Here is a 20,679-nt window from a genome sequence, read left to right as displayed (position 1 = left end):
CCACGCTAAGCAGGGACCGTACGCTCCGCTCCCCGGGAAACCGGTCAGTCCCTCCGCTTGCGGGGACCGCCGGGACGGGACAGACAATGGTGCGAAATGCCCCGCATGTCGGCTGGTGGTCCTGGTACGGAAACGGGACCGGGCAGGGTCGTCCGGGGCGGGTACCGACGTCGGGGAGCAGAGCCCGTGAGTGTCCAACCGCCGCCATCCGGCCGCCCCACAGGACCGCCGTCCGGCCCGCTGTCGGGCCCCTCGGAGTCCGGCCCCCCACCGCCGCCCCCCACGGTCTCCGGCCCGCCGCCCGGCCCGCCCAGCGGCGGTGACCACGGCGGACCGCACGGCTCCGGCGGCTCCGGCGGCTCCGGCGGCTCCGGCGACGGAAGCGGTTCGGGCGGGGCAGGGGGGTCCGGCGGTGGTCCGGGCGGCCCCGGAGGCGGCGGAAGCGGCTCCGGCGCCGCCTCCGGTCCCGGGCCGGGCCGCCCCTGGTGGCGTTCGGTGCCCCGGATCGCGGCGATCGCCACGGCTCTGGTCGCGGCGGTGGTGCTGGTCGTCGTCCTGACCCGGCCCGACGGCGGGTCGGAAGCGGGCGGCGAGGTGTTCCTCCAGGCGGCGGGCAGCTCCGGGCCGGATCCGTTCACCCGGTCCACGGCCGACGACAGCGCCCCCGAGCCCGGGACCGCGAGTCCCTCCGTCGAGCCGAGCGCTTCGAAGACCGGCGAGCGGGTGACGCGGGGCGTGGACGGCGCGGCCCCGGGCCTGTACGGCGGCACCCGCAAGGTCGCCAGCTGCGATGTGGAGCAGCAGATCAAGGTGTTGGGGGCGGCCCCGGACAAGAACCGGGCGTTCGCCTCGGTCCAGGACATCGAGCCGTCCGCCGTCCCCGGCTATCTGCGGGGCCTCACTCCGGTGACCCTGCGCATGGACACCCGCGTCACCAACCACGGCTACCGGGACGGCGGGGCGAACGCCTATCAGGCCGTGCTCCAGGCGGGCACGGCGGTCCTCGTCGACGACCGGGGCGTGCCCAGGGTCCGGTGTGCCTGCGGGAACCCGCTGCTGCCGCCCGTGGCCCAGAAGGACGCTCCGCGACAGACGGGCAAGGCCTGGCCGGGCTACCGGGCGTCCGACGTGGTCGTGGTGGAGCCGTCGGCGAAGCCGGTGAAGGAGTTCGTGATGGTCGATCCGGAGAACGGCGACTGGTTCAAGCGGCCGACCGGCGACACGGGCGACGGCGACAAGAAGACGGATCCGCCGAAGGACGCCTCCGAGTCCCCCTGCCCGCCGGGAAACGACGGCGGCCGTCCCTGCCCCTCGTCGTCCGGGGCCTCGCCCGAGGAGTCCTCGCCCGAGGACCCGGCGTCGCGGCCCGGTGACGACCCGGCGACCTCCGAGGCCCCGCCGGACGACCCGGCGACCCAAGAACCGCCGCCCGACGACCCGGGGACCGAGCCCGCTCCGGAGGACCCGCCGGGGTCGCCGGACTCGCAGTCGGCCCCGCAGCCGCCCGCCCCGGACTCACCGGAGCCGCAGGATCCCGGGCCGGGGTCGGCCGCCCCGCAGGGCGCGCCCGCGTTCGGCTGACCGGAGGGGAGTCCGCGCCGCCTCAGCCCACGGCGTCGGGGCGGCTCTCCACGGCAGGCTTCGCCCGCGTTCCCGTACGCATTCCGGCGGCCGAGGCGGCCGAGTGCAGGGAGCGCAGGGCGACCAGCAGGAAGCCGATGTCGTCGAGGTAGACGGGGTCGGGCAGCAGGTCGACCGGCGAGACGGTGTAGATGACGGCCGCCCAGACGAGCGCCTTGTTGTGCAGCGGGATCCCGGCGTCGGCCAGCAGCTTCCTGGCCTTGAAGACGCGCACCAGCAGCACGCCGGCCAGGGCCAGGGTGATCAGCGCGGCCACGGCGCCGAGAACGAGCCAAGCGGTGGTGTCCATGGCTCATCGTGTACCCACTCGTCCGCGGATGACGAACGTGCGGCGGCGGTGTCGGCGCTCCGGGGCCGGGGAAGGCCGCGGTGCGCGTCAGGCCGTACCGCGTCCCCGGGCCTCCGCCCGCCTGCGGGTGCGGCGCTTCAGGGCGCGTCGCTCGTTCTCGGACAGGCCGCCCCAGATGCCGGAGTCCTGCCTGTTCTCCAGGGCCCACTCCAGGCAGGCGGCCTGTACGGGGCAGGCCCGGCAGACGGCCTTGGCCTCCTCGGTCTGCACGACGGCGGGGCCCGTGCTCCCGATGGGGAAGAACAGGTCCGGGTCCTCCTCCCGGCAGGCTGCGTGCAGGCGCCAGTTCTCCATGCTGTTCAACTCTGCTCACTCCCGATGTCGGTACGTCGTCCGTCGCTTGCCGTACGTGTCTCCCGTGCGAATGACCGACGATCGGCGTCTCAAACACGTATCGGGCGGGCCCGTCCGCCATCGGAACGCGTAGCGACCGCTACGCGTGCGGGGGAATCCGGGGGCGGTGCAGGGCGAGCAGCGCCTGATCGTCCTGGATCCGGCCGCCGGTGTGGTGCCCGACGTCCTCGATCAGCAGGTGCAGGATCTGCGCCGGTGTGGCCGGGTAGCCGATCAGTGCGCGGTGGTGGACGAGGAGGGGCAGCCGGACGGCCGCGTCGTAGAAGACCCCGGACTCGTCGCGGGCCTCGGTGACCCCGTCCGTGTAGCAGATGAGGGTGGCGCCGGGCGGGAAGGGGAACGTGTCGACCGGGGACGACCAGGTGCCCAGGGCGCTCATGCCGAGCGGGGGCGCCTCCTCGGACGGCTCCAGGACGGTGGCCCGGCCCTGGGCGTCCAGCAGCACCGGCGGCGGATGCCCCCGGTTGACGACCCGCAGGGCGCCGAGGCCTTCGGCGAACTCGGCGATCAGCGCCGTGGTGAACCCCTCGTCCTGCTCCTGGCCGCCGCGCCGGCCGCCCTCCCGCAGGAGGGCCCGCTCCAGTGCCCGCACCAGGCCGGGCAGGTCCTCCGCCTCGTCCGCCGCGTACCGGAACGCCCCCAGGTCCGCGCAGACCGCGCTCACCGCGCCCAGGCCCTTGCCCCGGACGTCCCCGACCATCACGCGCACCCCGTGCGGGGTGTCCTGGACGACGTAGAGGTCGCCGCCGATCATCGCCTCGTTCTCGGCGGGCACGTACCGGGCGGCGATCGTGAGTTCGCCGAGGCGCGAGGGGGGCCTGGGCAGGACGGCGCTCTGGGCCACGGCGGCGATGTGGCGGGCGCGCCGGGTCCGGGCGTCCCGGCCCTCCAGGGAGCGGTTGATGAGGACGGCCAGCACGGTTACGGCCAGAAGGGTGAGCTGGTTGGCGACGCCCCGCTGCCAGCCGAAGGTGTCGTCGACCCAGGCGAGGACCGCGTGGACGGTCATCGCGAGAGCGCCGATCGCGATGATGCCGCGCAGGCTCAGGAGCGGTGCCGCGGCGACCGGGGCGGCCATCAGCAGGGGGGCGGAGGTGACGTCCGTCGGGGTCACCAGGTCCAGCACGACGGCCAGCACGACGACCCCCAACGGGATCCACTTGGCCCTGCGCAGCTGCACCACTCCCCCACGCTGTACGGCGCGGGGGCCCGCCGCATCCCGGCGGCGTCCGGGCGGCACCGAACCGGGGCCGTTACTCCGGCAGCGGGGTCCCGGGGCCGGGCGCGGCGGCGCACGCGGCGTCCAGCCGGATGCGGTGGGCCATGACGGCCTCGGGGTCGTCGATCAGGTCGACCCGGACGCCCGGGGTCTCCAGCACCGCCTGGTCCCCGATCTCGGGCGCGGACACCCGCAGGATGTGCAGGGGCGGTACGCCGGTCAGGGGGTGGGGCGGGTGGTCCAGGGGCACCACCTGGACGGTGACGTGCTGCTCCTTCATCGCCTCGGTCAGCGCGGCCCGCTGCCCGTCCATGGTCTCCCGGTCGCCGACCCGCGTGTGCAGGGCCGCTGCCGGGAACAGGGCCCACAGGGCGGTCCCGCGCTCGCACATGCGGCGGCGGCGCTCCTCCAGCAGCTCGACGCGGCGCTCCCGGCGGGTGCGGCTGTCGTCGGGGTACTGCGCGCGAAAGAGCGCGGCGGCGTACGCGGGGGTGCGCAGCAGTTCGGGCACGAGCGCCGGGTGCCAGGTCCGTACGAGGCTCGCCGAGGATTCCACGCCGATGACGTCCTGCTGCCAGCTCTCCATCGCGTCCCGCCACCGGTGCCACCAGCCGGGCAGGTTCGCGGCTCCGAGCCCGGCCATGATCGGCTCGGCCACGGTGGGCGGAACGCCGTAGCAGCGCAGCAGTTCGCCGACCTGCCGGGCGTCGAGTCCGGTCTCGGCGCGTTCGATGCGCCGGACGGTCGCGGGGTGCGCGTCGAGCGCCTCGGCCGCGACCCGCAGGCTGATTCCCGCGCGTTCCCTCAGCATGCGAAGACGGACCGCGAGGACGCGGTGTTCCACCGTGGGACCGGACCGGGCTCGCATGCGTCTTCCTCCTCGTCGAGCCCCGGGGCGGAGCTTTACACACTCTGTCGCTTGCAAAGTATGCGCTTTGCGTCGAGAGTGCATACATGTCGGAAATAGTCAGTTGCGCGAAACGTGCCCCCGACGACGGAGGTGTCCGCGGTGGCCGAGGTGCACACAGCTGGTGGGTTCCCCGATTGCCCGGGGGCGTGCCGGAGGCCCGGCACCGGGTCCAGGAGGCCATGCGGGCCTGGGGCGAGCCGGCCGAGCGGATCGAGGCGGCCGCTCTGATAGTGACCGAACTGGTCACCAACGCCGTGCAGCACACCAGCACCCGGCGGATCCGCTGCCGGCTGCTGCGGTCCGCGGACGGGGTGCGCATCTGCGTGTGGAACCGCGGCCGGGCCCGGATCCCGGCCCCGGCGTCCCCGGCCGACCCGGCGAGCCTGCCGGTCGCCCGGGTCCCGGCGGCCGGCGGCCACGAGGACGGCGACGGGCTCGACTGCCTGACCGAGGACGGCAGGGGCCTGCTGCTCGTCGACGCGCTGGCGGCCCGCTGGGGCACCCGCGCCGCGCTGGCGGGCCGGCTCGTCTGGGCCGATGTCTGAGCTTCCGCGCCACCCGGACGCGTGATCGCCCCGGCAGACCTCCGCGCTTCCGCGCGACGTCGACGCGTGACCGTCCGGGCCGGCCTCCGACCCTCGCCCGCGGCGTCCCGTGCGATCAGGCGGGAGCGGTACGGCACTCCGGGTGGCCCCAGCCGTTCGGGTTCTTCGCGATCGGCTCCTGCGCCGCGTACGGCTTTCCGCAGTGGCACCGGCCCGCGAAGCGCGCCTTGATCGTGCCGCTGGACCGCCCGCCCCGGGCCGCGCCTCCGGCGCTCCGCTCCTTCGTGCCGTCCGACGCCCCGGACGGCTCCGTACGCCCCTTCGTGGCGCGCGTGGGCGCGGGCACCGGCAGAGCCGTGGCGCCGTGCGCCGTACCCGCCGGGCGCTGGGCCACGGCGGCCTCGCTGGCGGCCTGGTCGGCGAGCGCGTTGAGCGGGTCCCCGTTCACCTGGTGCGCGGGCACATAGCGGAACGTCACCGAGCGGTCGGCGAGCAGGGCGTCGATGCGGGTGACCAGTTCACGGTTGGCGACGGGCTTGCCGCCGGAGGTCTTCCAGCCGTTGCGCTTCCAGCCCGGCAGCCACTTGGTCACGGCGTTCATGGCGTACTGCGAGTCCATCCGCACCTCGACGCGCGCGCACGGATCGGTGGACTCCAGCAGCTCCGCCAGGGCGGTCAGCTCGGCGACGTTGTTCGTCGCGGTGCCGAGCGGACCGGCCTCCCAGCGCACCGGATTCCCCTGCGCGTCGGCGGCGACCCACGCCCAGGCGGCCGGTCCCGGATTTCCCTTCGACGCCCCGTCACACGCGGCGATGATGCTCTCGTTCATCCCTCGATCATGCCAGCCCCGCATGACCGTTCCGACCGGCCGGGCGATCGTCGCGGCCGCCGCGCTCAGGGCACGATCGAGTCCACGTAACCGCCGTCGACGCGCACGGCCGCCCCGGTCGTCGCCGAGGCCTGCGCGGAGCTGAGGTAGACCACGAGGTTCGCGATCTCCTCGGGCTCGATGAGCCGCCGGATCAGGGACTGCGGGCGGTGCAGCCGCATGAACTCACGCTGCGCCTCGTCCCACGGGAGCTCCCTGTCGACCAACTCGTACACGAAGTCCTCCACTCCGCCGGTGTGCGTGGGGCCGGCGATCACGGAGTTCACCGTCACGCCGCTCCCGGCCGCCTCCTTGGCGAAGCCACGGGAGACGGCGAGCAGCGCGGTCTTCGACATGCCGTAGTGGATCATCTCGGCCGGGATGACGAGGGCGGAGTCGCTGGCGATGTTCAGCACCCGCCCCCAGCCCTGCCCGGTCATCCCCGGCAGGTAGTGCCGGATCAGCCGGACGGCGCTGAGGACGTTCGTGTCGAAGTACGTCCGCCACTCCGCGTCGGTGATCTCCAGCGGCGGCCGGGATCCGAAGATGCCGAGGTTGTTGACCAGCACGTCGGCGGTGGGCACGGCGGCGTACAGCCGCTCGGCGCCTTCATCGGCGGTCAGGTCGCAGGCCACCGTCGCCACGGCCGCGTCCGCCGCCGTCGCGCGCAGTACCCCGGCCGCCTCGTCGAGCCGGTCCCGGTTGCGTCCGGTCAGTACGACCTCGGCGCCGGCCGCGGCCAGCCCGGTCGCGATGGCGAGGCCGATACCCTGCGAGGAACCGGTCACCACCGCCCTCTTGCCCGTCAGATCGATGCGCACGCCGCTTCTCCCCTTCGCCTGTTCGCCCCTCGCCCCTGCCGGGCCATGACCGAGGGCCTCTCGGCTCCCAGGTTCGCACCGCCGCACCGCGACCGCTTGACCCGAACCAAGCTTGAGGTCTTAGCGTTCCGAATGAACCCGGGGCCGCACGGCCGACGGGATCCGCAGGCCGTCGGGCGATCCGGGGGCCGTCAGATTTCGGAGCGCCTCATGGACATGGAAGTCACGGCGTGGCATTCGCTGCACAGCGCGATGAACGCCCAGCAGGACCGCCGGCCGTTCTCCCGGGCGGGCTTGCGCCGCATCATGGTCTTCGCCCGGCCCCACCGGCGGCGGATCTACCGGTTCCTGGTGCTGAGCGTCCTGGCGGCGCTGCTCGCGGTGGCCACCCCGGTCCTGGCAGGGAGGGTCGTCGACGAAATCGTCAACGGTGCGGACACCGGGACGGTCACCCGGCTCGCCCTGCTCATCGCGCTCATCGCCGTCGTCGAGGCCGGTCTCGGGCTGCTCATCCGCTGGCTCTCCTCGACGCTGGGCGAGAGCCTGATCCTGGACCTGCGCACCGCCGTCTTCGACCATGTGCAGAAGATGCCGGTGGCCTTCTTCACCCGGACCCGGACCGGCGCGCTGGTCAGCCGGCTCAACAACGATGTGATCGGCGCGCAGCGGGCGTTCAGCAACACGCTCTCCGGCGTCGCCTCCAACCTCGTCACTCTGCTGCTGACGCTCGCGGTGATGCTCACGATCTCCTGGCAGATCACGCTGCTCTCGCTGGTGCTGCTCCCGGTGTTCGTCGTGCCGGCCCGCCGGATGGGAGCCCGGATGGCCGGGCTCCAGCGGGAGGCGGCCGACCACAACGCCGCGATGGGCACCCAGATGACCGAGCGGTTCTCGGCCCCCGGCGCGACGCTCGTCAAGCTCTTCGGGCGCCCCTCCGACGAGTCGGCCGAGTTCGCCGCCCGCGCCGACCGGGTGCGCGACATCGGCATCCGTACGGCGATGGCCCAGTCGGCGTTCATCACCGCCCTCACCCTGGTCTCCGCCCTGGCGCTGGCCCTGGTCTACGGGCTCGGCGGCTTCTACGCCCTGCGCGGCAGCCTGGAGCCGGGGGCCGTCGTGGCGCTGGCGCTGCTGCTGACCCGGCTGTACGCCCCGCTCACCGCCCTCGCCGGGGCGCGGGTCGAGGTGATGAGCGCGCTCGTCAGCTTCGAGCGGGTCTTCGAGATCCTGGACCTGAAGCCGCTGATCGAGCAGAAGCCGGACGCCCGCCAGGTGCCGGAGGGCCCGGTCTCCGTGGAGTTCGACCGGGTGTCCTTCGGCTACCCCTCCGCCGAGAAGGTCTCCCTCGCCTCGCTGGAGGAGGTCGCCACGCTCGACGACCGGGGCGGCACACCGGTCCTGCACGAGGTCTCCTTCCGCGCCGAACCGGGCCAGATGATCGCCCTGGTGGGCTCCTCCGGCGCGGGGAAGTCGACGATCGCGCAACTGCTGCCGCGGCTGTACGACGCGGACTCCGGCTCCGTACGGCTGAACGGGGTCGACGTACGCGATCTGAGCGCGGACTCGATCCGGGACACGCTCGGCATGGTCACCCAGGACGGGCACCTCTTCCACGAGTCGGTGCGGGCCAACCTGCTGCTCGCCCGGCCCGACGCCGCCGAGGACGACATCTGGGACGCCCTGCGCCGCTCCCGGCTCGACGGTCTGATCGCCTCGCTGCCCGACGGGCTCGACACGGTGGTGGGCGAGCGCGGCTACCGGCTCTCCGGCGGGGAGCGCCAGCGCCTCACCATCGCCCGGCTGCTGCTGGCCCGTCAGCGGGTCGTGATCCTCGACGAGGCGACCGCGCACCTCGACTCCACCTCGGAGGCGGCCGTCCAGGAGGCGCTGGCCGAAGCGCTGGCGGGCCGGACGGCCCTGGTGATCGCCCACCGGCTCTCGACCGTGCGGGCGGCCGACCGGATCCTGGTGGTGGAGGCGGGCCGGGTCGTCGAGAACGGCACGCACACCGAGCTGCTGGCGGCCGGCGGAAGGTACGAGGAGCTGTACCGCACCCAGTTCGAGCGGCCGTCGTCGGACGGGGAGCGGCCGGTCCAGCCGGTCCGCTGACCCGCGCTCCCTCCCCCTACGCCGCTCGGCCGGACCTCACCGGCCGGGCGGCGTCAGCGCGTGCCGATGCGGGTGAGCGACGGCCGCTCGGCGGTACGCAGCCGGCGCAGCGCGTGGCCGCCGCACCGGCGCCACTCCTTCGGCGAGACCCGCGGCCGGTGCCCGCCGTTGGTGACGAGCGCGTTCACCGATGTCATCGGGTCCGCCGCCATGGTCTTGGCCAGCAGCACGCCGACCACCAGCGGGAGCAGCGTGACGGCCAGGGCGGAGCCGGCGGTGGTGACGTGCTGGATGCGGGGGCGGCGCCTTGCTTCGGAGGTCATACGGCCATCGAACAGCGGCCCGGGTTCCGGGACATCGGGCCCCGTACTCAGGGGTGCGGGACCTGCATACTCAGGCCCTCGCGGGGGGACGCTCACAGCGGCCGGGCGCACGGGTCCCGGCCGCCGCCGGAGCACGGAGGGAAGAGCCTCGATGGGTGACAGCCAGGGACTCGGTGACAGCGCGCGACCCCGCGACGGCCGGGGGCTTCCGGACGCGGGCGAGGACCGCGGGAGTGCGGCCGCGGCGGTGTTCGACGCGCTGGGCGCGGAGTACGAACGGGCCTTCGCCTCTTCGGCCGCTCACCGGGAGTCGCTGGACAGGCTGCTGGCGGACCTCGCCCCGGGGAGCCGGGTGCTGGACGTGGGCAGCGGGACGGGCCGGCCCACGGCGCAGACCCTGGCGGACGCGGGGCACCGTGTGCTGGGAATCGACGTGTCGCCGGTGATGACCGCCCTCGCGGCCCGGCAGGTGCCGGCGGCCGAGTTCCGGTGCGCGGACATCCGTGATCTCCCGCTGGCCGAGGGCGCGTTCGACGCGGCGTGCGTGTACTTCTCGCTGCTGCAGATGGAGCGCGGCGAGCAGACCGAGCTGCTGGAGCGGCTGGCCCGGTCGCTGCGGCCCGGCGGACTGCTGGTCATCGCGACGGTGCCGGTGGACGTCAGGGGCGTCGACGCGGTGTTCATGGGCCGGCCGGTCCGGGTCTCCAGCTTCGGGGCCGAGGAGTTCACCGCTGTGACCGCGCGGGCGGGGGTCCGGGTGGAGTGGGAGCTGAGCACGCTGTTCACCCCGGACCACCCGACGGCCGCACCCGAGCCGCACCTGTTCCTGCATGGCCGCCGCAGCTAACGGCGCAGCCTCCCCTCAGGGCACGCCTTGCCCATTGGCTATCACAAAGAACAAGCCGAATGAATGACAAGGGTGGCGCATTCGCGTTCCTTCACGAGAAGGTAATGCGATAGCAAAGTTCTGGTCTATATGCTCAGCTGTAGTCGTATCCGTGAGGAGCGACCGGAGTGGGGCCTCACGACGGCTGCCGTCCGGCAAACCATCAGGTGAGACACCCTCTCCCCTTCCGAACATTCATACGGATACAAACAGCGCATTCGCCAATATGACCCGACCACACCGCTCCCCGGCACCGCCGGATGCAGGAGGCAGGCCACCATGCAGTCCCTCGTAGACCACGCCCGGACATTCACCGAGCACGTCGCCGCGAACGCAAAGGATTTCGCCCTTCTCGCGGACGGCCAGACCCCCGAAGCACTCTTCGTCACGTGCTCGGATTCACGCGTCGTCCCCTCACTGTTCACCGGGTCCCGCCCGGGACAGCTCTTCGAGCTCCGCACCGCCGGGAACATCGTGCCGCCCTACCCCGCGCAGGACCGGCCCACCGGCGAGGCCGCGACCATCGAGTACGCGCTGCGCATGCTCCAGGTGCGCGACATCATCGTGTGCGGGCACTCCCACTGCGGCGCGGTGGGCGCCGTGTTCCGCGGCGACGACCTCTCCACCATGCCCGCCGTCCACCACTGGCTGGAGCACGCCACGGACGGCAGAGATCCGGCGGCGGACCCCGACGACCTTCCCGGGGCGATCCAGGCCCACGCCCTCGCCCAGCTCGACACCCTGCGGGGCTACCCGGCGGTGCGCGAGCGGCTCGCCGAGGGCTCCCTCGGCCTGCACGCCTGGTACTACGAAGTGCACACCGGCTCCGTCAGCGTGCACCGACCGGAGCGCGGGACCGAGTTCGCCCGCCTCTGACGGCTTCCCTCCCCCCACCCTCACGTGCCCGGCCCCGGCCGGGCACGACCGCACCGACAAGGGAAGCCCACCGTGATCTCCGCGAAGGAACTCAAGAACCCCCACGTCGTACGACGTGACCTGCTGGCGTCACTCGTCGTCTTCCTGGTCGCGCTGCCGCTGTGCGTCGGCGTCGCCGTCGCCTCCGGAGTGCCGGCCGAGCTGGGCCTGGTCACCGGCATCGTCGGCGGGCTCGTCGTCGGCTTTCTGCCGGGCAGCAAACTCCAGGTCAGCGGGCCCGCCGCCGGACTCACCGTGCTCGTCTACGAGGCGGTCAGGGAGTTCGGCCTCAGCACGCTCGGCCCGATCGTGCTGGCGGCCGGGCTGCTCCAGGTGGTGCTGGGCCTGGCGCGCTTCGGCCGCTGGTTCCGCGCCATCTCCGTCTCCGTGGTGCAGGGCATGCTCGGCGGGATCGGCCTGATCATCGTGCTCGGCCAGGTGTATGCGATGGCCGACACCGAACAGCCGGGCAGCGGTCTCGCGAAGCTGGCCGGGCTTCCCGGCCTCGCCGTCGAGATCGTCACGAACCAGGAGGCCCTGACCGCCTTCGGCCTCGGCGCCGGCACGGTCGCCGTGCTGCTGCTCTGGCCGAAGCTCCCCGCCACCGTACGCCTCGTCCCGGCCCCCCTCGCCGCGGTCGCGCTGGCCACCGCCGTCGCCGCCCTGGCCGGCCTGCGGCCCGCCGTGGCCGACGTGAACGGGCTGCTGCACGCCATCGACCTGCCCGGCGGAACGGAGTTCGCCCGGCTCGCCGATGTGGCGGTCATCGGCACCGTCCTGGCCTTCGCCCTCATCGCCTCGGCCGAGAGCCTGTTCAGCGCGGCGGCCGTCGACCGCATGCACGACGGACCCCGCACCGACTACGACAAGGAGCTGGTGGCCCAGGGGGTCGGCAACACCATCTGCGGGGCGCTCGGCGCGCTGCCGATGACCGCGGTCATCGTCCGCAGCGCCGCCAACGTCCAGGCCGGGGCGACCACCGCGCTCTCCCGGATCGCCCACGGTCTGTGGCTGCTGCTCTTCGCCGCGCTGCTGCCGGCCGCCGTCGGGATCATCCCGCTGGCCGCGCTCGCCGGCATCCTCGTGCACGCCGGCTGCAAGCTGGTGCCCACCAAGGAGTTCGGCCCGCTGTGGCGCGAGCACCGCGGCGAGGCGGTGCTGCTGGCGATCACCGCGATCGCCATCGTGGTGACCAACCTCTTCGAGGGGGTCGTGCTCGGCCTGCTCCTGGCGGTGGTCAAGTCGGCCTGGGAGACCTCCCACGTCCAGCTCACCACTCACCAGCTCACCGGCGGCCGGGTCGTGGTGACCCTCACCGGGAACGCCACCTTCCTGCGGCTGCCCCGCATCCTGGAGCAGTTGGAGAAGCTCCCGCAGGACCAGCCCATAGAGCTGGACCTGACCGGACTGCGCCATCTCGACCACGCCTGCCGGGTCGCCCTGGAGAACTGGGCGCGCCGGCACAACAACGCCGAGATCGAACCGGTGACCATCCGCCGGTAGCGCGGGCCTTCGGGGATCGGACAGCAAGGGACGCCGGGCGCTTCACGCAAGCGCCCGACGTCCCGCCGAACGGGTTACGGCTTGCGGGCGACGAGCCCCCACTGGTCGACCGGCACCGCGTCGTCCTCCTCGGCGCGCCAGCGGTCGATCGAGACGAACCCCGGCTCGACCGGCTCCAGGCCCTCGGCGCAGTCGGTGATCTCCTCCGGTTCCCGGACGAGGTAGGGCGGGTTGTCGCCCGACGCGTACGCCTCCTGGGCCGCCAGCGTCTGCGGTGTCTTCACCGTGTCGCAGAGGACCAGATAGCTTCCCGACGGCATCCGGGCCATGTACCGCTGGACGACGTCGATGCCCTCGGCCGGGGCGAGGTGCCCGAGCGTGGAGAGCAGGAGCACGGCGACGGGCTCGGACAGGTCGAGCGTCTTCTGTGCCTCGTCCACCACCGTGTCCGTCGCGGACAGATCGGCGTCCACATAGGCCGTGCGGCCCTCCGGGGCGCTGGTCAGGAGCGCCTCGGCGTGGGCGAGGACGATCGGGTCGTTGTCCACGTACACGATCCGCGATTCGGGCGCGATGCTCTGCGCCACCTCATGGGTGCTGTTCGCCACCGGCAGCCCGGTCCCGACGTCCAGGAACTGGCGGACGCCCGCCGAGGCGAGGTAGTGGATCGCGCGGATCTGGAACGCGCGTGAGGCACGGGCGATGTCGACCATCTGCGGATAGGCCGCGCTCACCACGTCGGCCAGCTCCCGGTCCACCGGGTAGTGGTCCTTGCCGCCCAGCCACGCGTTCCAGACCCGCGCCGAGTGGGGAACGTCCGAGCGGATGCTGCGGCGGAATTCATCGTCGACGCTCATGTCTCTCCTCTACTCACTTTCCGTACAAGGAGGTTGACCGCATTCCCGCCGGTCAAGCCTCTGCCGGTGACCGTACCGCGCCGCCCGGCGGCACGCAGCGGGGACGGGCCGCTCCGGTCGCCCCGGCGTCACGGGACGGCGGTCCACCCGTGGGCCATCCGCCAGTGGCCTCCCGATCGCAGGTGCCGGACGAGGCCGCGTTGCAGGGTCGTCTCCCGCGACAGCCGGAGGAGGTCGGCCGTCCCGGGCGGTGCGTGGAAGACGAACTCCAGTACGTCGTCGTCGCAGACCGGCCGGGCGCCGAACGTCTCGAACCGCCGCTGGAACGCGAGGATGTTGGAATCCGCCGGGAGGTGATCGGCGAGCTGCCGGTCCAGGAGCCAGGAGCTGCACGTGGCGTGCCGGTGGCGGACGCCCGGGAAGTGCTGGGCGGAGAACCGGCGGGCGGCGGCGAAGGACGCCTCGCAGCCACTGCGGGAGAGCGGGCCGTCCTCGGGGATGTGCACCTGGAGAACCGGGTCCCCGTGGGCGGGTCCGCCGCCGGCCGCCGCGTCGCCGCCGCAGGCGTCGGCGTCGAGGACGCCCTGCTCGAACTGGAGGCGGCCGAGCCGGTGCAGGGTCCCGCGGAAGTGGCGGACGATCCATCGCTGGCGGTCGAATCCGCCGGTGCCGTGGGCGAGCCGGTACGAGGTCAGCTTCGCTCCCAGGTCGGCGAAGGTGGCGGCGACGATGTCGTCCCCGACACCGAGAAGGCGCTGCCGCTCCAGGGCGGCCGGGAGGGCCAGGACGAAGAGGTGGACGTAGAAGTACCGGCCGGTGCTGCCGAGGGCGGCGGGTGCTGCGGGCCAGTCGGGCGGGGCGGAGATCGCACGGGGGTCGGGGTCGGCGAAGAGCTGCTGGTGGCAGCGGATCAGCGCCTCCCACACGGCGGGGTCGCGCCCGGGTCCCGGCAGCCCGGCGCACACCTGCTCCCGGTCCTGCTCGGGGACGGCGAGCAGCGCGGTGCGCTCGGCCAGTTCGGCGGAGGTCGGCAGCACCGGGTCGGCGACGGCGGCACCGGCCGGCTCTTCGCCGAGCTCGGCCAGCCACCGTCGCACCGCCGGGTCGGCGTCCCGCTCCGGGCCCTCGCCCGTCGCGCCGGTCACGCGTGTGCCGCCGTCAGGAGCTGATGGCGGAGCCGGTCCAGCTCCTGGACGCTGTCCTCCAGGCCGCCCGGCCGGGACCTGAGGAGCCAGCAGGCACGCTGTTCGGCGAGCAGCGGCTCGATGCGGCGCAGCAGACGGCGCGCGCTCGCCGGATCGATCGCGTCGGCGCCGGCGTCGGCGCCGGCCCCCACGGCGGCACGGGCCCGCAGCACGTCCAGGGCGAACTCCGCCAGCGCGACGGCGTGGTGGAGTTCGCGCCGCACCACATCGCCGTCGGCGGCGGCCGGCTCTGCGACAACGAGGTCCTCGCGGCAGGCGGCGAGCGTCGCGGCGACCCGGTCCATCGCCTCCGGCGACGGGAGGGACGGCAGTGGGACCGCGGGGTCGGGGAACAGGGCCCGCGCGATCGGCGAGCCGTTGAGCAGCGGAACCTCCAGGTCCCGGTACACCCGGCCGAGGCGCATCAGGACCCCGCCGGTCAGCCGGGTCTCGTCCAGCAGGACGTGCTCGTCCAGCACGGCGGCGATGTCGAGGTCCCGGCCTGCCTCCAGGCACCAGCTCACGGCGCCGCCGAAGACCACGGGCCCGTACGCCACCGACGGCGCGTCCCAGTGGCCGTGGTCGCCCCAGGAGGTGAGCAGGAATCCCTGGGCGGCGTTCTCGCGGCCGGTTTCGGCGGCGTCGACCATGTTGTCGACGGCGTTGTCGATCCGGCCGAGTACGGAGTTCCAGTTGCTCGCGCCGGGGGCGACCCAGAACGGCACCGCGGCCTCGGCGAGCAGTTTGGCGCGGGAGCGGAACCCTTGGCGGAGGTTGTCCAGGTCCGCGCCGAGCCGCTGCCAGGTGCGGGCCTCCGGGGTGTCGCCGTCGATGACCTCGGACAGCAGCCGGGGCCCGTCGTACTGCCACACCACGGGGACGGCTCCCGGCGGCACCCGGTCCATCAGTTCGGGGTGGTCGGCGAAGACGTCGGCCCAGAACTCGACGGTGTGGCCGGACTCCAGCCAGGGCGTCATGAGCCGGGTGACGAAGGAGAAGTAGACCTCGCCGATGCCCTGTTCGGCCACCCGGCCGGCCGAGCGTCCCCGGCCCAGCTCGAAGGGCTCGTCGGCGCCGATGTTGAGGCGTTTGGACCTGATCTCGCGGGCGACCTCCCCGACCAGTGCGGTGGCGAAGGCGGCGTTGTCGGCGGTGGGTTCCAGGGTGCTGGGCGGGCGGTGGACGCCGCCGCGCTCGAAGCCTTCGGGGTTCTCGCCCCGGTGCGCATGGCGCGGATGGCGCAGGAAGCGTTCCATGTGGCCGAAGGTGTTCTGGTTGGCCACCAGCTCGATGCCCGCCGCGGCGCACCGCCCGTCGAGCCAGCGCAGGTCGTCGGCGGTGAGCGGCGAGGCGTCCTGCCAGACGTCCTGGTGGTCGCGGAAGGCGTAGGTGTGCTCGCCGTACAGCTCCAGCTGGTTGAAGCGGGCCAGCGACAGGATCTCGATCCAGCGGGCCAGGGTGCGGCGGGTGGGGACGCGGTCGCGGCTGATGTCGAGGAGGAAGCCGCGGACCGCGAAGTCGGGGTGGTCGCCGATGTCGTAGCCGGTGTCGGTGTAGTCGCGCGAGGCGCGGAGCTGGTCGAGCGTCTGCAGGGCGTAGCGCAGGCCCAGGGCGTCGCGGTGCTCGATCCTGACGCCCTCGGGGCCGGTGCGCAGGCGGTACCCCTGTGGGTGCAGGGCCGGGTCGGCGTGCGCGTGGACCGGTGCGTCGAGCGCCGCGCCGCCGGCGGTCGTGGTCAGGGAGCGGGGGGCGGGGAAGGGGGTGACGGGCACGGTGGGGCTCCGGGGTGGTGGAGTGGGGAAGGTGCGCCGGGCGGCGGCGGCACGGGGCCGGCGCCGCCCGGCGCGGTGCGGGTCAGGTGCAGGAGCTGAGTTCGCAGATGTCGCCGGGGTCGGTGGAGACCTTGAGGTCGTCGTACCAGATGTAGCTGTTGTCGTTGTTCGGGGCGAAGGACGGTGTGGCGCCGCCCGCGAAGCTGGAGAAGTAGGCGCGGTCCACCTGGTCGTTGTTGGTGACGAAGCGCAGGCCGGTCACCTCGGCGGCGGACTTCCCGTTGTAGAAGACCTCGATCTCGCCGTCGGCGTTGGCGTTGCCGCCGGTGACGGTGTTGACCTTGACGCGCTGGGCGACGTTCACCCACTGGTTCTTGGGCCAGTGGATGTCGGCGCCGTCGTTCTTGAGGACGGCGTAGTCGCCGTACTGGCCCTCGTGGCCCATGTGGTAGTAGTACACCGCTGCCTGGCCGTTGTTCTGACGCCAGATCATGCGGGAGCTGAAACCGTTGGTGCCGTCGCAGACCTGACCGCCGGAGCAGGACGCGCCGCCCGCGAGTCCGAGGCCGACCTTGCCGGCGTACTCGGTGGTGCCCCAGCTGAAGTCGCCGCTGAACTTCACCCAGAAGGACAGGTAGTACTCGCGTGCCTTGGTGAGGGTGAAGGGGGCCTGGGCCCCGGATTCGGCGGGGCCGATCTTGCCCTTGGGGTAGTGGACGCGCAGGGATTTGGCGCCGCCGTGGGCGGGGGTCGTGTCGTCGATGCGGGCCCGGGTCTCCATGCCCTCCTGCCAGGGTGCGTTCCATCCGTCGGCGGCCCACTCATTGAGCGGGTAGGCGTTGCCGGCGGCGGGTCGTTCGAAGGTGTTCACGTGGTATTCGGCGGCGTTCGCGGCCGGGGCCGGTCCGGCCGCGGCCTGCGGGGCCAGGACGGCGGCGGGGACGAGCAGGGCGGTCGCGGCTCCGATGAGCAGGGTTTTCGTCTTCATCGTTCCTCTTCCCGGTGGGGGTGGGGGGATGCGGTGTGACGTCAGGCGAGCCAGCGCGGCAGGGCGCGGGCGATGAACGGATCCTCCTCTGCGAGCCAGGGGTAGGTGGTGTGCACGCGGCCGATCTCCGTCGCCTGTCCTGGCGAGAGGCCTTCCGCGGGATCGAGGCACCAGATGCCGGTGAGCAGGCCCTGGCGGCGGAGCACTTCGTGAACGCCCGCGATGACTCCGGCGAAGCCGCCGGTCACGTCGTAGACGGCGGCGTTGGCGTCGGTGTCCCCGGCGAGCCGGGCGAGGGCCCGCTGCCGGGCCTTCTCGTCCCCGGCGTCGGCGGCGTGGACGTCGGCCAGCAGCCGGACGGCCGAGCGGGTCCAGACGGCCCAGTGGCCGAGCAGCCCGCCGACGAAGCGGCGGACGGCCGGTCCCGAGGGGGTGTTCACGTGGTAGGGGGTGAGCAGGTCGGCGACGATGTTGTCGTCGTTGCCCGTGTAGAGGGCGACCTCGGCTCCCCGGTCGGAGTCGGCGATGCCCTGGACGAGCTCCAGCGTCCGGTAGCGGTCGAAGGGGGCGGCCTTGACCGCGACGGTGGACTCCTGGTCGGCCAGTGCCCGCCAGTAGGCGCGGGGCAGTTCGCGGCCGCCGACCGCCTCCTGGAGGTAGAAGCCGATGACCGGGAGGATCTCGCCGATGGCGGCGCTGCGGTCCAGGAGGTCGTCGACGGTGGCGTGCGGAAGTCCGGCGGGCGAGACGAGGACGGCGTCGTAGCCGAGTTCGCGAGCCGTACGGGTCTCCTCGACGGCCTGGCCGACCGGTCCGGCGACCCCGGCGATGCGCAGGAAGGGGCGTTCGGCGACGGCCGGCGCGCTCTCCTCGGCGGCGAGTTCCAGGACGGGCCGCAGGAGTCCGTGGTCGCGGACGGCGAACTGGGTGGTGTGCACGCCCACCGCCAGTCCCCCGGCGCCCGCCTCCAGGTAGTAGCGGGTCAGCGCGCGCTGCCGTCGTTCGTCGAGCGTGCGCCGCGCGGTGAGGGCGAGGGGGTGGGCGGGGATGACGGTTCCCCGGTGCAGGAGTGCGGAGGTCTCCGCGGCCATCGGGGCGGGCATCAGAATCGTCCGTCCCGGCGCTCGAACTTGGTCGGTCTGTCCCAGAGTTCGCCGCCCGCGGTGATCCATCGGGCCTGGAGGTCGATGAGTTGTCCGAGCGTGCGGTCCGGATAGCCGAACAGGGTGTGGCAGAGCGTGGCGTCGGCGAGCAGACTCGTGGCCGGCGCCGTTCCGGTGAACTCCGGCGAGACGTCGAGGTGTTCGGCCAGCCCGGCGGCGAGCGCGGCCACGCCGGCCGTCTCGGGCCCGGTCAGGTTGAGGACGAAGGGATCGGGGTGCGCGGCGTGGCCGACGGTGCGCAGGACGACCTCGTTGGCGTACCGCTGCCAGACGACGTTCACCGCGCCCGCGCCGAGGTCGACCGGACGTCCGGCGAGCAGGGTGCGGGCCAGGTCCGCGAGGACGCCGTAGCGGGGCTCCACCGCGTAGTTGAGGCGGATCAGGGCGACCGGGGTGCCCTCGGCGCGTGCGGCGTGGGTGAAGACCTGCTCCCGGCCCCGGCAGGTGACGGCGTAGTCGCCGGTGGGCCGGGGCTCGTCGCTCTCGCGCGATCCGCCGGTCACCGGGGCGGTCATCCCGTAGACGTTGCCGGTCGACAGCGCGACGATCCGGGCGGTCCGGTAGCGGCGGGCCACGAAGGCGGGCAGCACCGTGTTGGTCATCCAGGCCTGCTCCGGGGCGGCGGCGGTGCCGAACTTCGCGCCGACGAGGTGGATCACGACGGCCGCGTCCGGAAGGGCGTCCAGGGCGGCGGGGTCGGCGAGATCCGCGACGAGGGTGCGGACGCCGCGCTCCTCCAGACCGGCCCGGCCCCGGGCATCCGTCCACCGCGACACCGCCAGGACCTGGACGCCGTCACGGCCCGCCGCGTCCAGCGCCCGGCGGGCCATCGCGGCGATGCCGGCCCCGGTCTTGCCGCCCGCGCCGAGGACCACCACGTCGCCGGGCCACTCGGCCGCTTCGGCGACCAGGGCCGGTCCCGGGCGGCCGAGCTCCTCCTCGAGCTCCGGGACACTGTGCCGGAGTTCCTTCATGAATTCTCCCACCCAATTCATTCCTTTTAAAGGAATGAATTTCTGCATTTCTTGACGCTGGGGTTACAAAAGCACCGCCAAGTGGTTGACGCAAGAGATTGATTGATGCAATCTCCCAGCATGAAATCGGCAGAGGAGAAGGATTCATTCCTTCGTGGCCCCAAATACCTGCAGGTCGCCGAGCGGCTGCGCGGGGAGATCACGAGCGGTTCCTGGGCGCCGGGAACGCAGCTTCCCGTCGAGCGGGAACTGGCCGACACGCTCGCGGTCAGCGTCAACACGCTGCGCCGGGCCGTCAGCGAACTCGTGGACGAGGGCATCGTGCAGCGCCGGCAGGGAGCGGGCACCTTCGTGTCGCCGACGCCCGAGGCCGCGCCGGACGAGGAGACCGGACCGCACAGGGGCCGCCGTCTCGTCGGCGTTCTCGTCCCGTCGACGACGTACTACTATCCGCGCGTCGTCGACGGGATCCAGCGGGTGCTGCGGGACGCCGGCGTCGGTGTCGTCCTCGCCTCGTCGAAGTACGACCCGGGCGTCGAGCGCGACGAGGTGCGGGCGATGCTCGACAGCGGTGTGCAGGGCATGCTGCTGGTGCCGAACCTGCACCTGCTGGACGACCCGCAGGGATACGTCGACGCGCTGCGGCGACTCGCCGTGCCCCATGTCCTCGTGGAGCGGCGGCCACCCGCCCCGGCCCCGGACGACCCCACCTCGTACGTGGCCACCGATCACGCGGGCGGTGTCTGCCTGGCCGTCCGGCACCTGCGCTCGCTCGGCCACGAACGGATCGGGCACCTGGGGCGGCTGCGCACCGGCACGGCCGACGCGGTGGCGCGGGGGTTCGACGAGGCCGCTGCGCTGCTGGACGTCGACGTCGTGGAGGGCGCGGTGGCCCGCCAGGACATCTGGGCCGCGCAGGGCATCGCCGACTACGCGCGGCACTGCGCCGACGCGGGCATCACTGCGGTGTTCTGCCACGGCGACCGGGACGCGGCCGCGCTGGTGGTGGCGGCCCGCCGGCACGGCCTGTCCGTACCGGACGACCTGGCCGTCGTCGCGTACGACGACGAGGTGGCGGAGGTGGGCGACATCCCGCTGACGGCGGTCTCCCCGCCCAAGGAGGAGGTGGGGGCGATCGCCGCCCGACTCCTGCTGCGCCGCATGGAGTCCGGGCCCGGAGCGGTGTCCCACCGGGTCCACATCCAGCCGCGGCTGGTCGTCCGCGCGTCCTGCGGCGCCGCGACCCGCGACCGCTGACCTTCGCCCCTCACCCCTCGCTCGCCTACCTCACACCTCCC

The 20,679-nt window shown here is 73.2% G+C and carries 20 protein-coding genes; 7 read left to right on the top strand and 13 right to left on the bottom strand.

Annotated features, from left to right (window positions below; genetic code table 11):
- Window positions 1–186: 186 nt before the first annotated feature.
- A complete protein-coding gene (locus ACH4UK_RS21910; RefSeq protein WP_398358654.1) occupies window positions 187–1,581 on the top strand; it encodes a DUF6777 domain-containing protein in 1,395 nt (464 codons plus the stop codon).
- 22 nt (window positions 1,582–1,603) lie between these two features.
- Here ACH4UK_RS21910 and ACH4UK_RS21905 read toward each other — a convergent pair whose 3' ends face one another.
- The 4 genes from ACH4UK_RS21905 to ACH4UK_RS21890 form a co-directional block, all read right to left on the bottom strand.
- Complete coding sequence (locus tag ACH4UK_RS21905; protein ID WP_398358652.1) at window positions 1,604–1,930, bottom strand: YkvA family protein; 327 nt, start codon at window positions 1,928–1,930, stop codon at window positions 1,604–1,606.
- An 87-nt stretch (window positions 1,931–2,017) separates the two neighbouring features.
- Window positions 2,018–2,284 (bottom strand): WhiB family transcriptional regulator, encoded by a 267-nt coding sequence (locus tag ACH4UK_RS21900; protein ID WP_398358650.1) that lies wholly within the window; start codon window positions 2,282–2,284, stop codon window positions 2,018–2,020.
- A gap of 139 nt (window positions 2,285–2,423) precedes the next feature.
- Complete coding sequence (locus ACH4UK_RS21895) at window positions 2,424–3,527, bottom strand: PP2C family protein-serine/threonine phosphatase (protein ID WP_398358648.1); 1,104 nt, start codon at window positions 3,525–3,527, stop codon at window positions 2,424–2,426.
- 70 nt (window positions 3,528–3,597) lie between these two features.
- Complete coding sequence (locus ACH4UK_RS21890; RefSeq protein WP_398358646.1) at window positions 3,598–4,431, bottom strand: Scr1 family TA system antitoxin-like transcriptional regulator; 834 nt, start codon at window positions 4,429–4,431, stop codon at window positions 3,598–3,600.
- A 176-nt stretch (window positions 4,432–4,607) separates the two neighbouring features.
- On the opposite strand from ACH4UK_RS21890, the gene ACH4UK_RS21885 reads away from it, so the two are divergent.
- Window positions 4,608–5,018, top strand: a complete 411-nt coding sequence (locus ACH4UK_RS21885; RefSeq protein WP_398358644.1) for an ATP-binding protein — start codon at window positions 4,608–4,610, stop codon at window positions 5,016–5,018.
- 115 nt (window positions 5,019–5,133) lie between these two features.
- Here the strand turns inward: ACH4UK_RS21885 and ACH4UK_RS21880 are convergent, their stop codons facing one another.
- Both ACH4UK_RS21880 and ACH4UK_RS21875 read right to left on the bottom strand, forming a co-directional pair.
- The gene (locus tag ACH4UK_RS21880; RefSeq protein ID WP_398358642.1) at window positions 5,134–5,847 is read right to left on the bottom strand and encodes a ribonuclease H; all 714 of its coding nucleotides are present in this window, start codon (window positions 5,845–5,847) and stop codon (window positions 5,134–5,136) included.
- A gap of 65 nt (window positions 5,848–5,912) precedes the next feature.
- Window positions 5,913–6,707, bottom strand: coding sequence for an SDR family NAD(P)-dependent oxidoreductase (locus ACH4UK_RS21875; RefSeq protein ID WP_398358641.1), 795 nt, complete (start codon window positions 6,705–6,707; stop codon window positions 5,913–5,915).
- 210 nt (window positions 6,708–6,917) lie between these two features.
- Between ACH4UK_RS21875 and ACH4UK_RS21870 the strand changes: the two genes are divergently transcribed.
- A complete protein-coding gene (locus ACH4UK_RS21870; protein ID WP_398358639.1) occupies window positions 6,918–8,816 on the top strand; it encodes an ABC transporter ATP-binding protein in 1,899 nt (632 codons plus the stop codon).
- A gap of 53 nt (window positions 8,817–8,869) precedes the next feature.
- On the opposite strand, the gene ACH4UK_RS21865 is transcribed toward ACH4UK_RS21870, so the two are convergent.
- A complete protein-coding gene (locus tag ACH4UK_RS21865) occupies window positions 8,870–9,139 on the bottom strand; it encodes a hypothetical protein (protein WP_398358637.1) in 270 nt (89 codons plus the stop codon).
- 151 nt (window positions 9,140–9,290) lie between these two features.
- Between ACH4UK_RS21865 and ACH4UK_RS21860 the strand changes: the two genes are divergently transcribed.
- The 3 genes from ACH4UK_RS21860 to ACH4UK_RS21850 all read left to right on the top strand — a co-directional run bounded on the left by ACH4UK_RS21860 (window position 9,291) and on the right by ACH4UK_RS21850 (window position 12,443).
- Window positions 9,291–9,986: a class I SAM-dependent methyltransferase gene (locus ACH4UK_RS21860; RefSeq protein WP_398358635.1), complete on the top strand. Its 696-nt coding sequence runs from the start codon at window positions 9,291–9,293 to the stop codon at window positions 9,984–9,986.
- 318 nt (window positions 9,987–10,304) lie between these two features.
- Window positions 10,305–10,901: a carbonic anhydrase gene (locus tag ACH4UK_RS21855; RefSeq protein WP_398358633.1), complete on the top strand. Its 597-nt coding sequence runs from the start codon at window positions 10,305–10,307 to the stop codon at window positions 10,899–10,901.
- A 72-nt stretch (window positions 10,902–10,973) separates the two neighbouring features.
- On the top strand, window positions 10,974–12,443 hold the full coding sequence (locus ACH4UK_RS21850) for a SulP family inorganic anion transporter (protein ID WP_398358632.1): 1,470 nt from the start codon (window positions 10,974–10,976) through the stop codon (window positions 12,441–12,443).
- A 74-nt stretch (window positions 12,444–12,517) separates the two neighbouring features.
- Here ACH4UK_RS21850 and ACH4UK_RS21845 read toward each other — a convergent pair whose 3' ends face one another.
- The 6 genes from ACH4UK_RS21845 to ACH4UK_RS21820 all read right to left on the bottom strand — a co-directional run bounded on the left by ACH4UK_RS21845 (window position 12,518) and on the right by ACH4UK_RS21820 (window position 19,381).
- Window positions 12,518–13,300 carry an SAM-dependent methyltransferase gene (locus ACH4UK_RS21845; RefSeq protein ID WP_398358630.1) on the bottom strand — a complete coding sequence of 261 codons (783 nt, stop codon included), beginning with the start codon at window positions 13,298–13,300 and terminating at the stop codon, window positions 12,518–12,520.
- Window positions 13,301–13,428: 128 nt separating this feature from the next.
- Window positions 13,429–14,445: an acyltransferase domain-containing protein gene (locus ACH4UK_RS21840; protein WP_398358628.1), complete on the bottom strand. Its 1,017-nt coding sequence runs from the start codon at window positions 14,443–14,445 to the stop codon at window positions 13,429–13,431.
- Window positions 14,442–16,256 carry a glycoside hydrolase family 20 zincin-like fold domain-containing protein gene (locus ACH4UK_RS21835; protein ID WP_398358626.1) on the bottom strand — a complete coding sequence of 605 codons (1,815 nt, stop codon included), beginning with the start codon at window positions 16,254–16,256 and terminating at the stop codon, window positions 14,442–14,444. Before ACH4UK_RS21835 ends, ACH4UK_RS21840 begins: the two co-directional genes overlap by 4 nt.
- An 82-nt stretch (window positions 16,257–16,338) precedes the next feature.
- Window positions 16,339–17,244, bottom strand: coding sequence for a polysaccharide lyase (locus ACH4UK_RS21830; protein ID WP_398358625.1), 906 nt, complete (start codon window positions 17,242–17,244; stop codon window positions 16,339–16,341).
- Window positions 17,245–17,285: 41 nt separating this feature from the next.
- Window positions 17,286–18,347 (bottom strand): dihydrodipicolinate synthase family protein, encoded by a 1,062-nt coding sequence (locus tag ACH4UK_RS21825; RefSeq protein WP_398358622.1) that lies wholly within the window; start codon window positions 18,345–18,347, stop codon window positions 17,286–17,288.
- Window positions 18,347–19,381 (bottom strand): NAD-dependent epimerase/dehydratase family protein, encoded by a 1,035-nt coding sequence (locus ACH4UK_RS21820; RefSeq protein ID WP_398359236.1) that lies wholly within the window; start codon window positions 19,379–19,381, stop codon window positions 18,347–18,349. The genes ACH4UK_RS21825 and ACH4UK_RS21820 overlap by 1 nt, the downstream gene beginning before the upstream one ends.
- Window positions 19,382–19,501: 120 nt before the next feature.
- Here ACH4UK_RS21820 and ACH4UK_RS21815 point away from each other — a divergent pair, with 120 nt between their 5' ends.
- Window positions 19,502–20,638, top strand: coding sequence for a GntR family transcriptional regulator (locus ACH4UK_RS21815; RefSeq protein WP_398358620.1), 1,137 nt, complete (start codon window positions 19,502–19,504; stop codon window positions 20,636–20,638).
- Window positions 20,639–20,679: the final 41 nt, after the last annotated feature.

Origin of the sequence: Streptomyces sp. NPDC020884, from assembly GCF_044333935.1 — a bacterium.
Classification (GTDB): domain Bacteria; phylum Actinomycetota; class Actinomycetes; order Streptomycetales; family Streptomycetaceae; genus Streptomyces.
Note: the sequence above shows the minus strand (reverse complement) of the source record. Positions and strands in the feature narration are given on the sequence as shown.

Bases quoted from the DNA above. Each gene is read 5' to 3' on its own strand.
- ACH4UK_RS21860 (WP_398358635.1), top strand. From the start codon at position 9,291: ATGGGTGACAGCCAGGGACTCGGTGACAGCGCGCGACCCCGCGACGGC.
- ACH4UK_RS21815 (WP_398358620.1), top strand. From the start codon at position 19,502: ATGAAATCGGCAGAGGAGAAGGATTCATTCCTTCGTGGCCCCAAATAC.
- ACH4UK_RS21900 (WP_398358650.1), bottom strand. From the start codon at position 2,284: ATGGAGAACTGGCGCCTGCACGCAGCCTGCCGGGAGGAGGACCCGGAC.
- ACH4UK_RS21905 (WP_398358652.1), bottom strand. From the start codon at position 1,930: ATGGACACCACCGCTTGGCTCGTTCTCGGCGCCGTGGCCGCGCTGATC.
- ACH4UK_RS21825 (WP_398358622.1), bottom strand. From the start codon at position 18,347: ATGCCCGCCCCGATGGCCGCGGAGACCTCCGCACTCCTGCACCGGGGA.
- ACH4UK_RS21890 (WP_398358646.1), bottom strand. From the start codon at position 4,431: ATGCGAGCCCGGTCCGGTCCCACGGTGGAACACCGCGTCCTCGCGGTC.
- ACH4UK_RS21830 (WP_398358625.1), bottom strand. From the start codon at position 17,244: ATGAAGACGAAAACCCTGCTCATCGGAGCCGCGACCGCCCTGCTCGTC.
- ACH4UK_RS21880 (WP_398358642.1), bottom strand. From the start codon at position 5,847: ATGAACGAGAGCATCATCGCCGCGTGTGACGGGGCGTCGAAGGGAAAT.
- ACH4UK_RS21845 (WP_398358630.1), bottom strand. From the start codon at position 13,300: ATGAGCGTCGACGATGAATTCCGCCGCAGCATCCGCTCGGACGTTCCC.
- ACH4UK_RS21820 (WP_398359236.1), bottom strand. From the start codon at position 19,381: ATGAAGGAACTCCGGCACAGTGTCCCGGAGCTCGAGGAGGAGCTCGGC.
- ACH4UK_RS21870 (WP_398358639.1), top strand. From the start codon at position 6,918: ATGGACATGGAAGTCACGGCGTGGCATTCGCTGCACAGCGCGATGAAC.
- ACH4UK_RS21855 (WP_398358633.1), top strand. From the start codon at position 10,305: ATGCAGTCCCTCGTAGACCACGCCCGGACATTCACCGAGCACGTCGCC.
- ACH4UK_RS21865 (WP_398358637.1), bottom strand. From the start codon at position 9,139: ATGACCTCCGAAGCAAGGCGCCGCCCCCGCATCCAGCACGTCACCACC.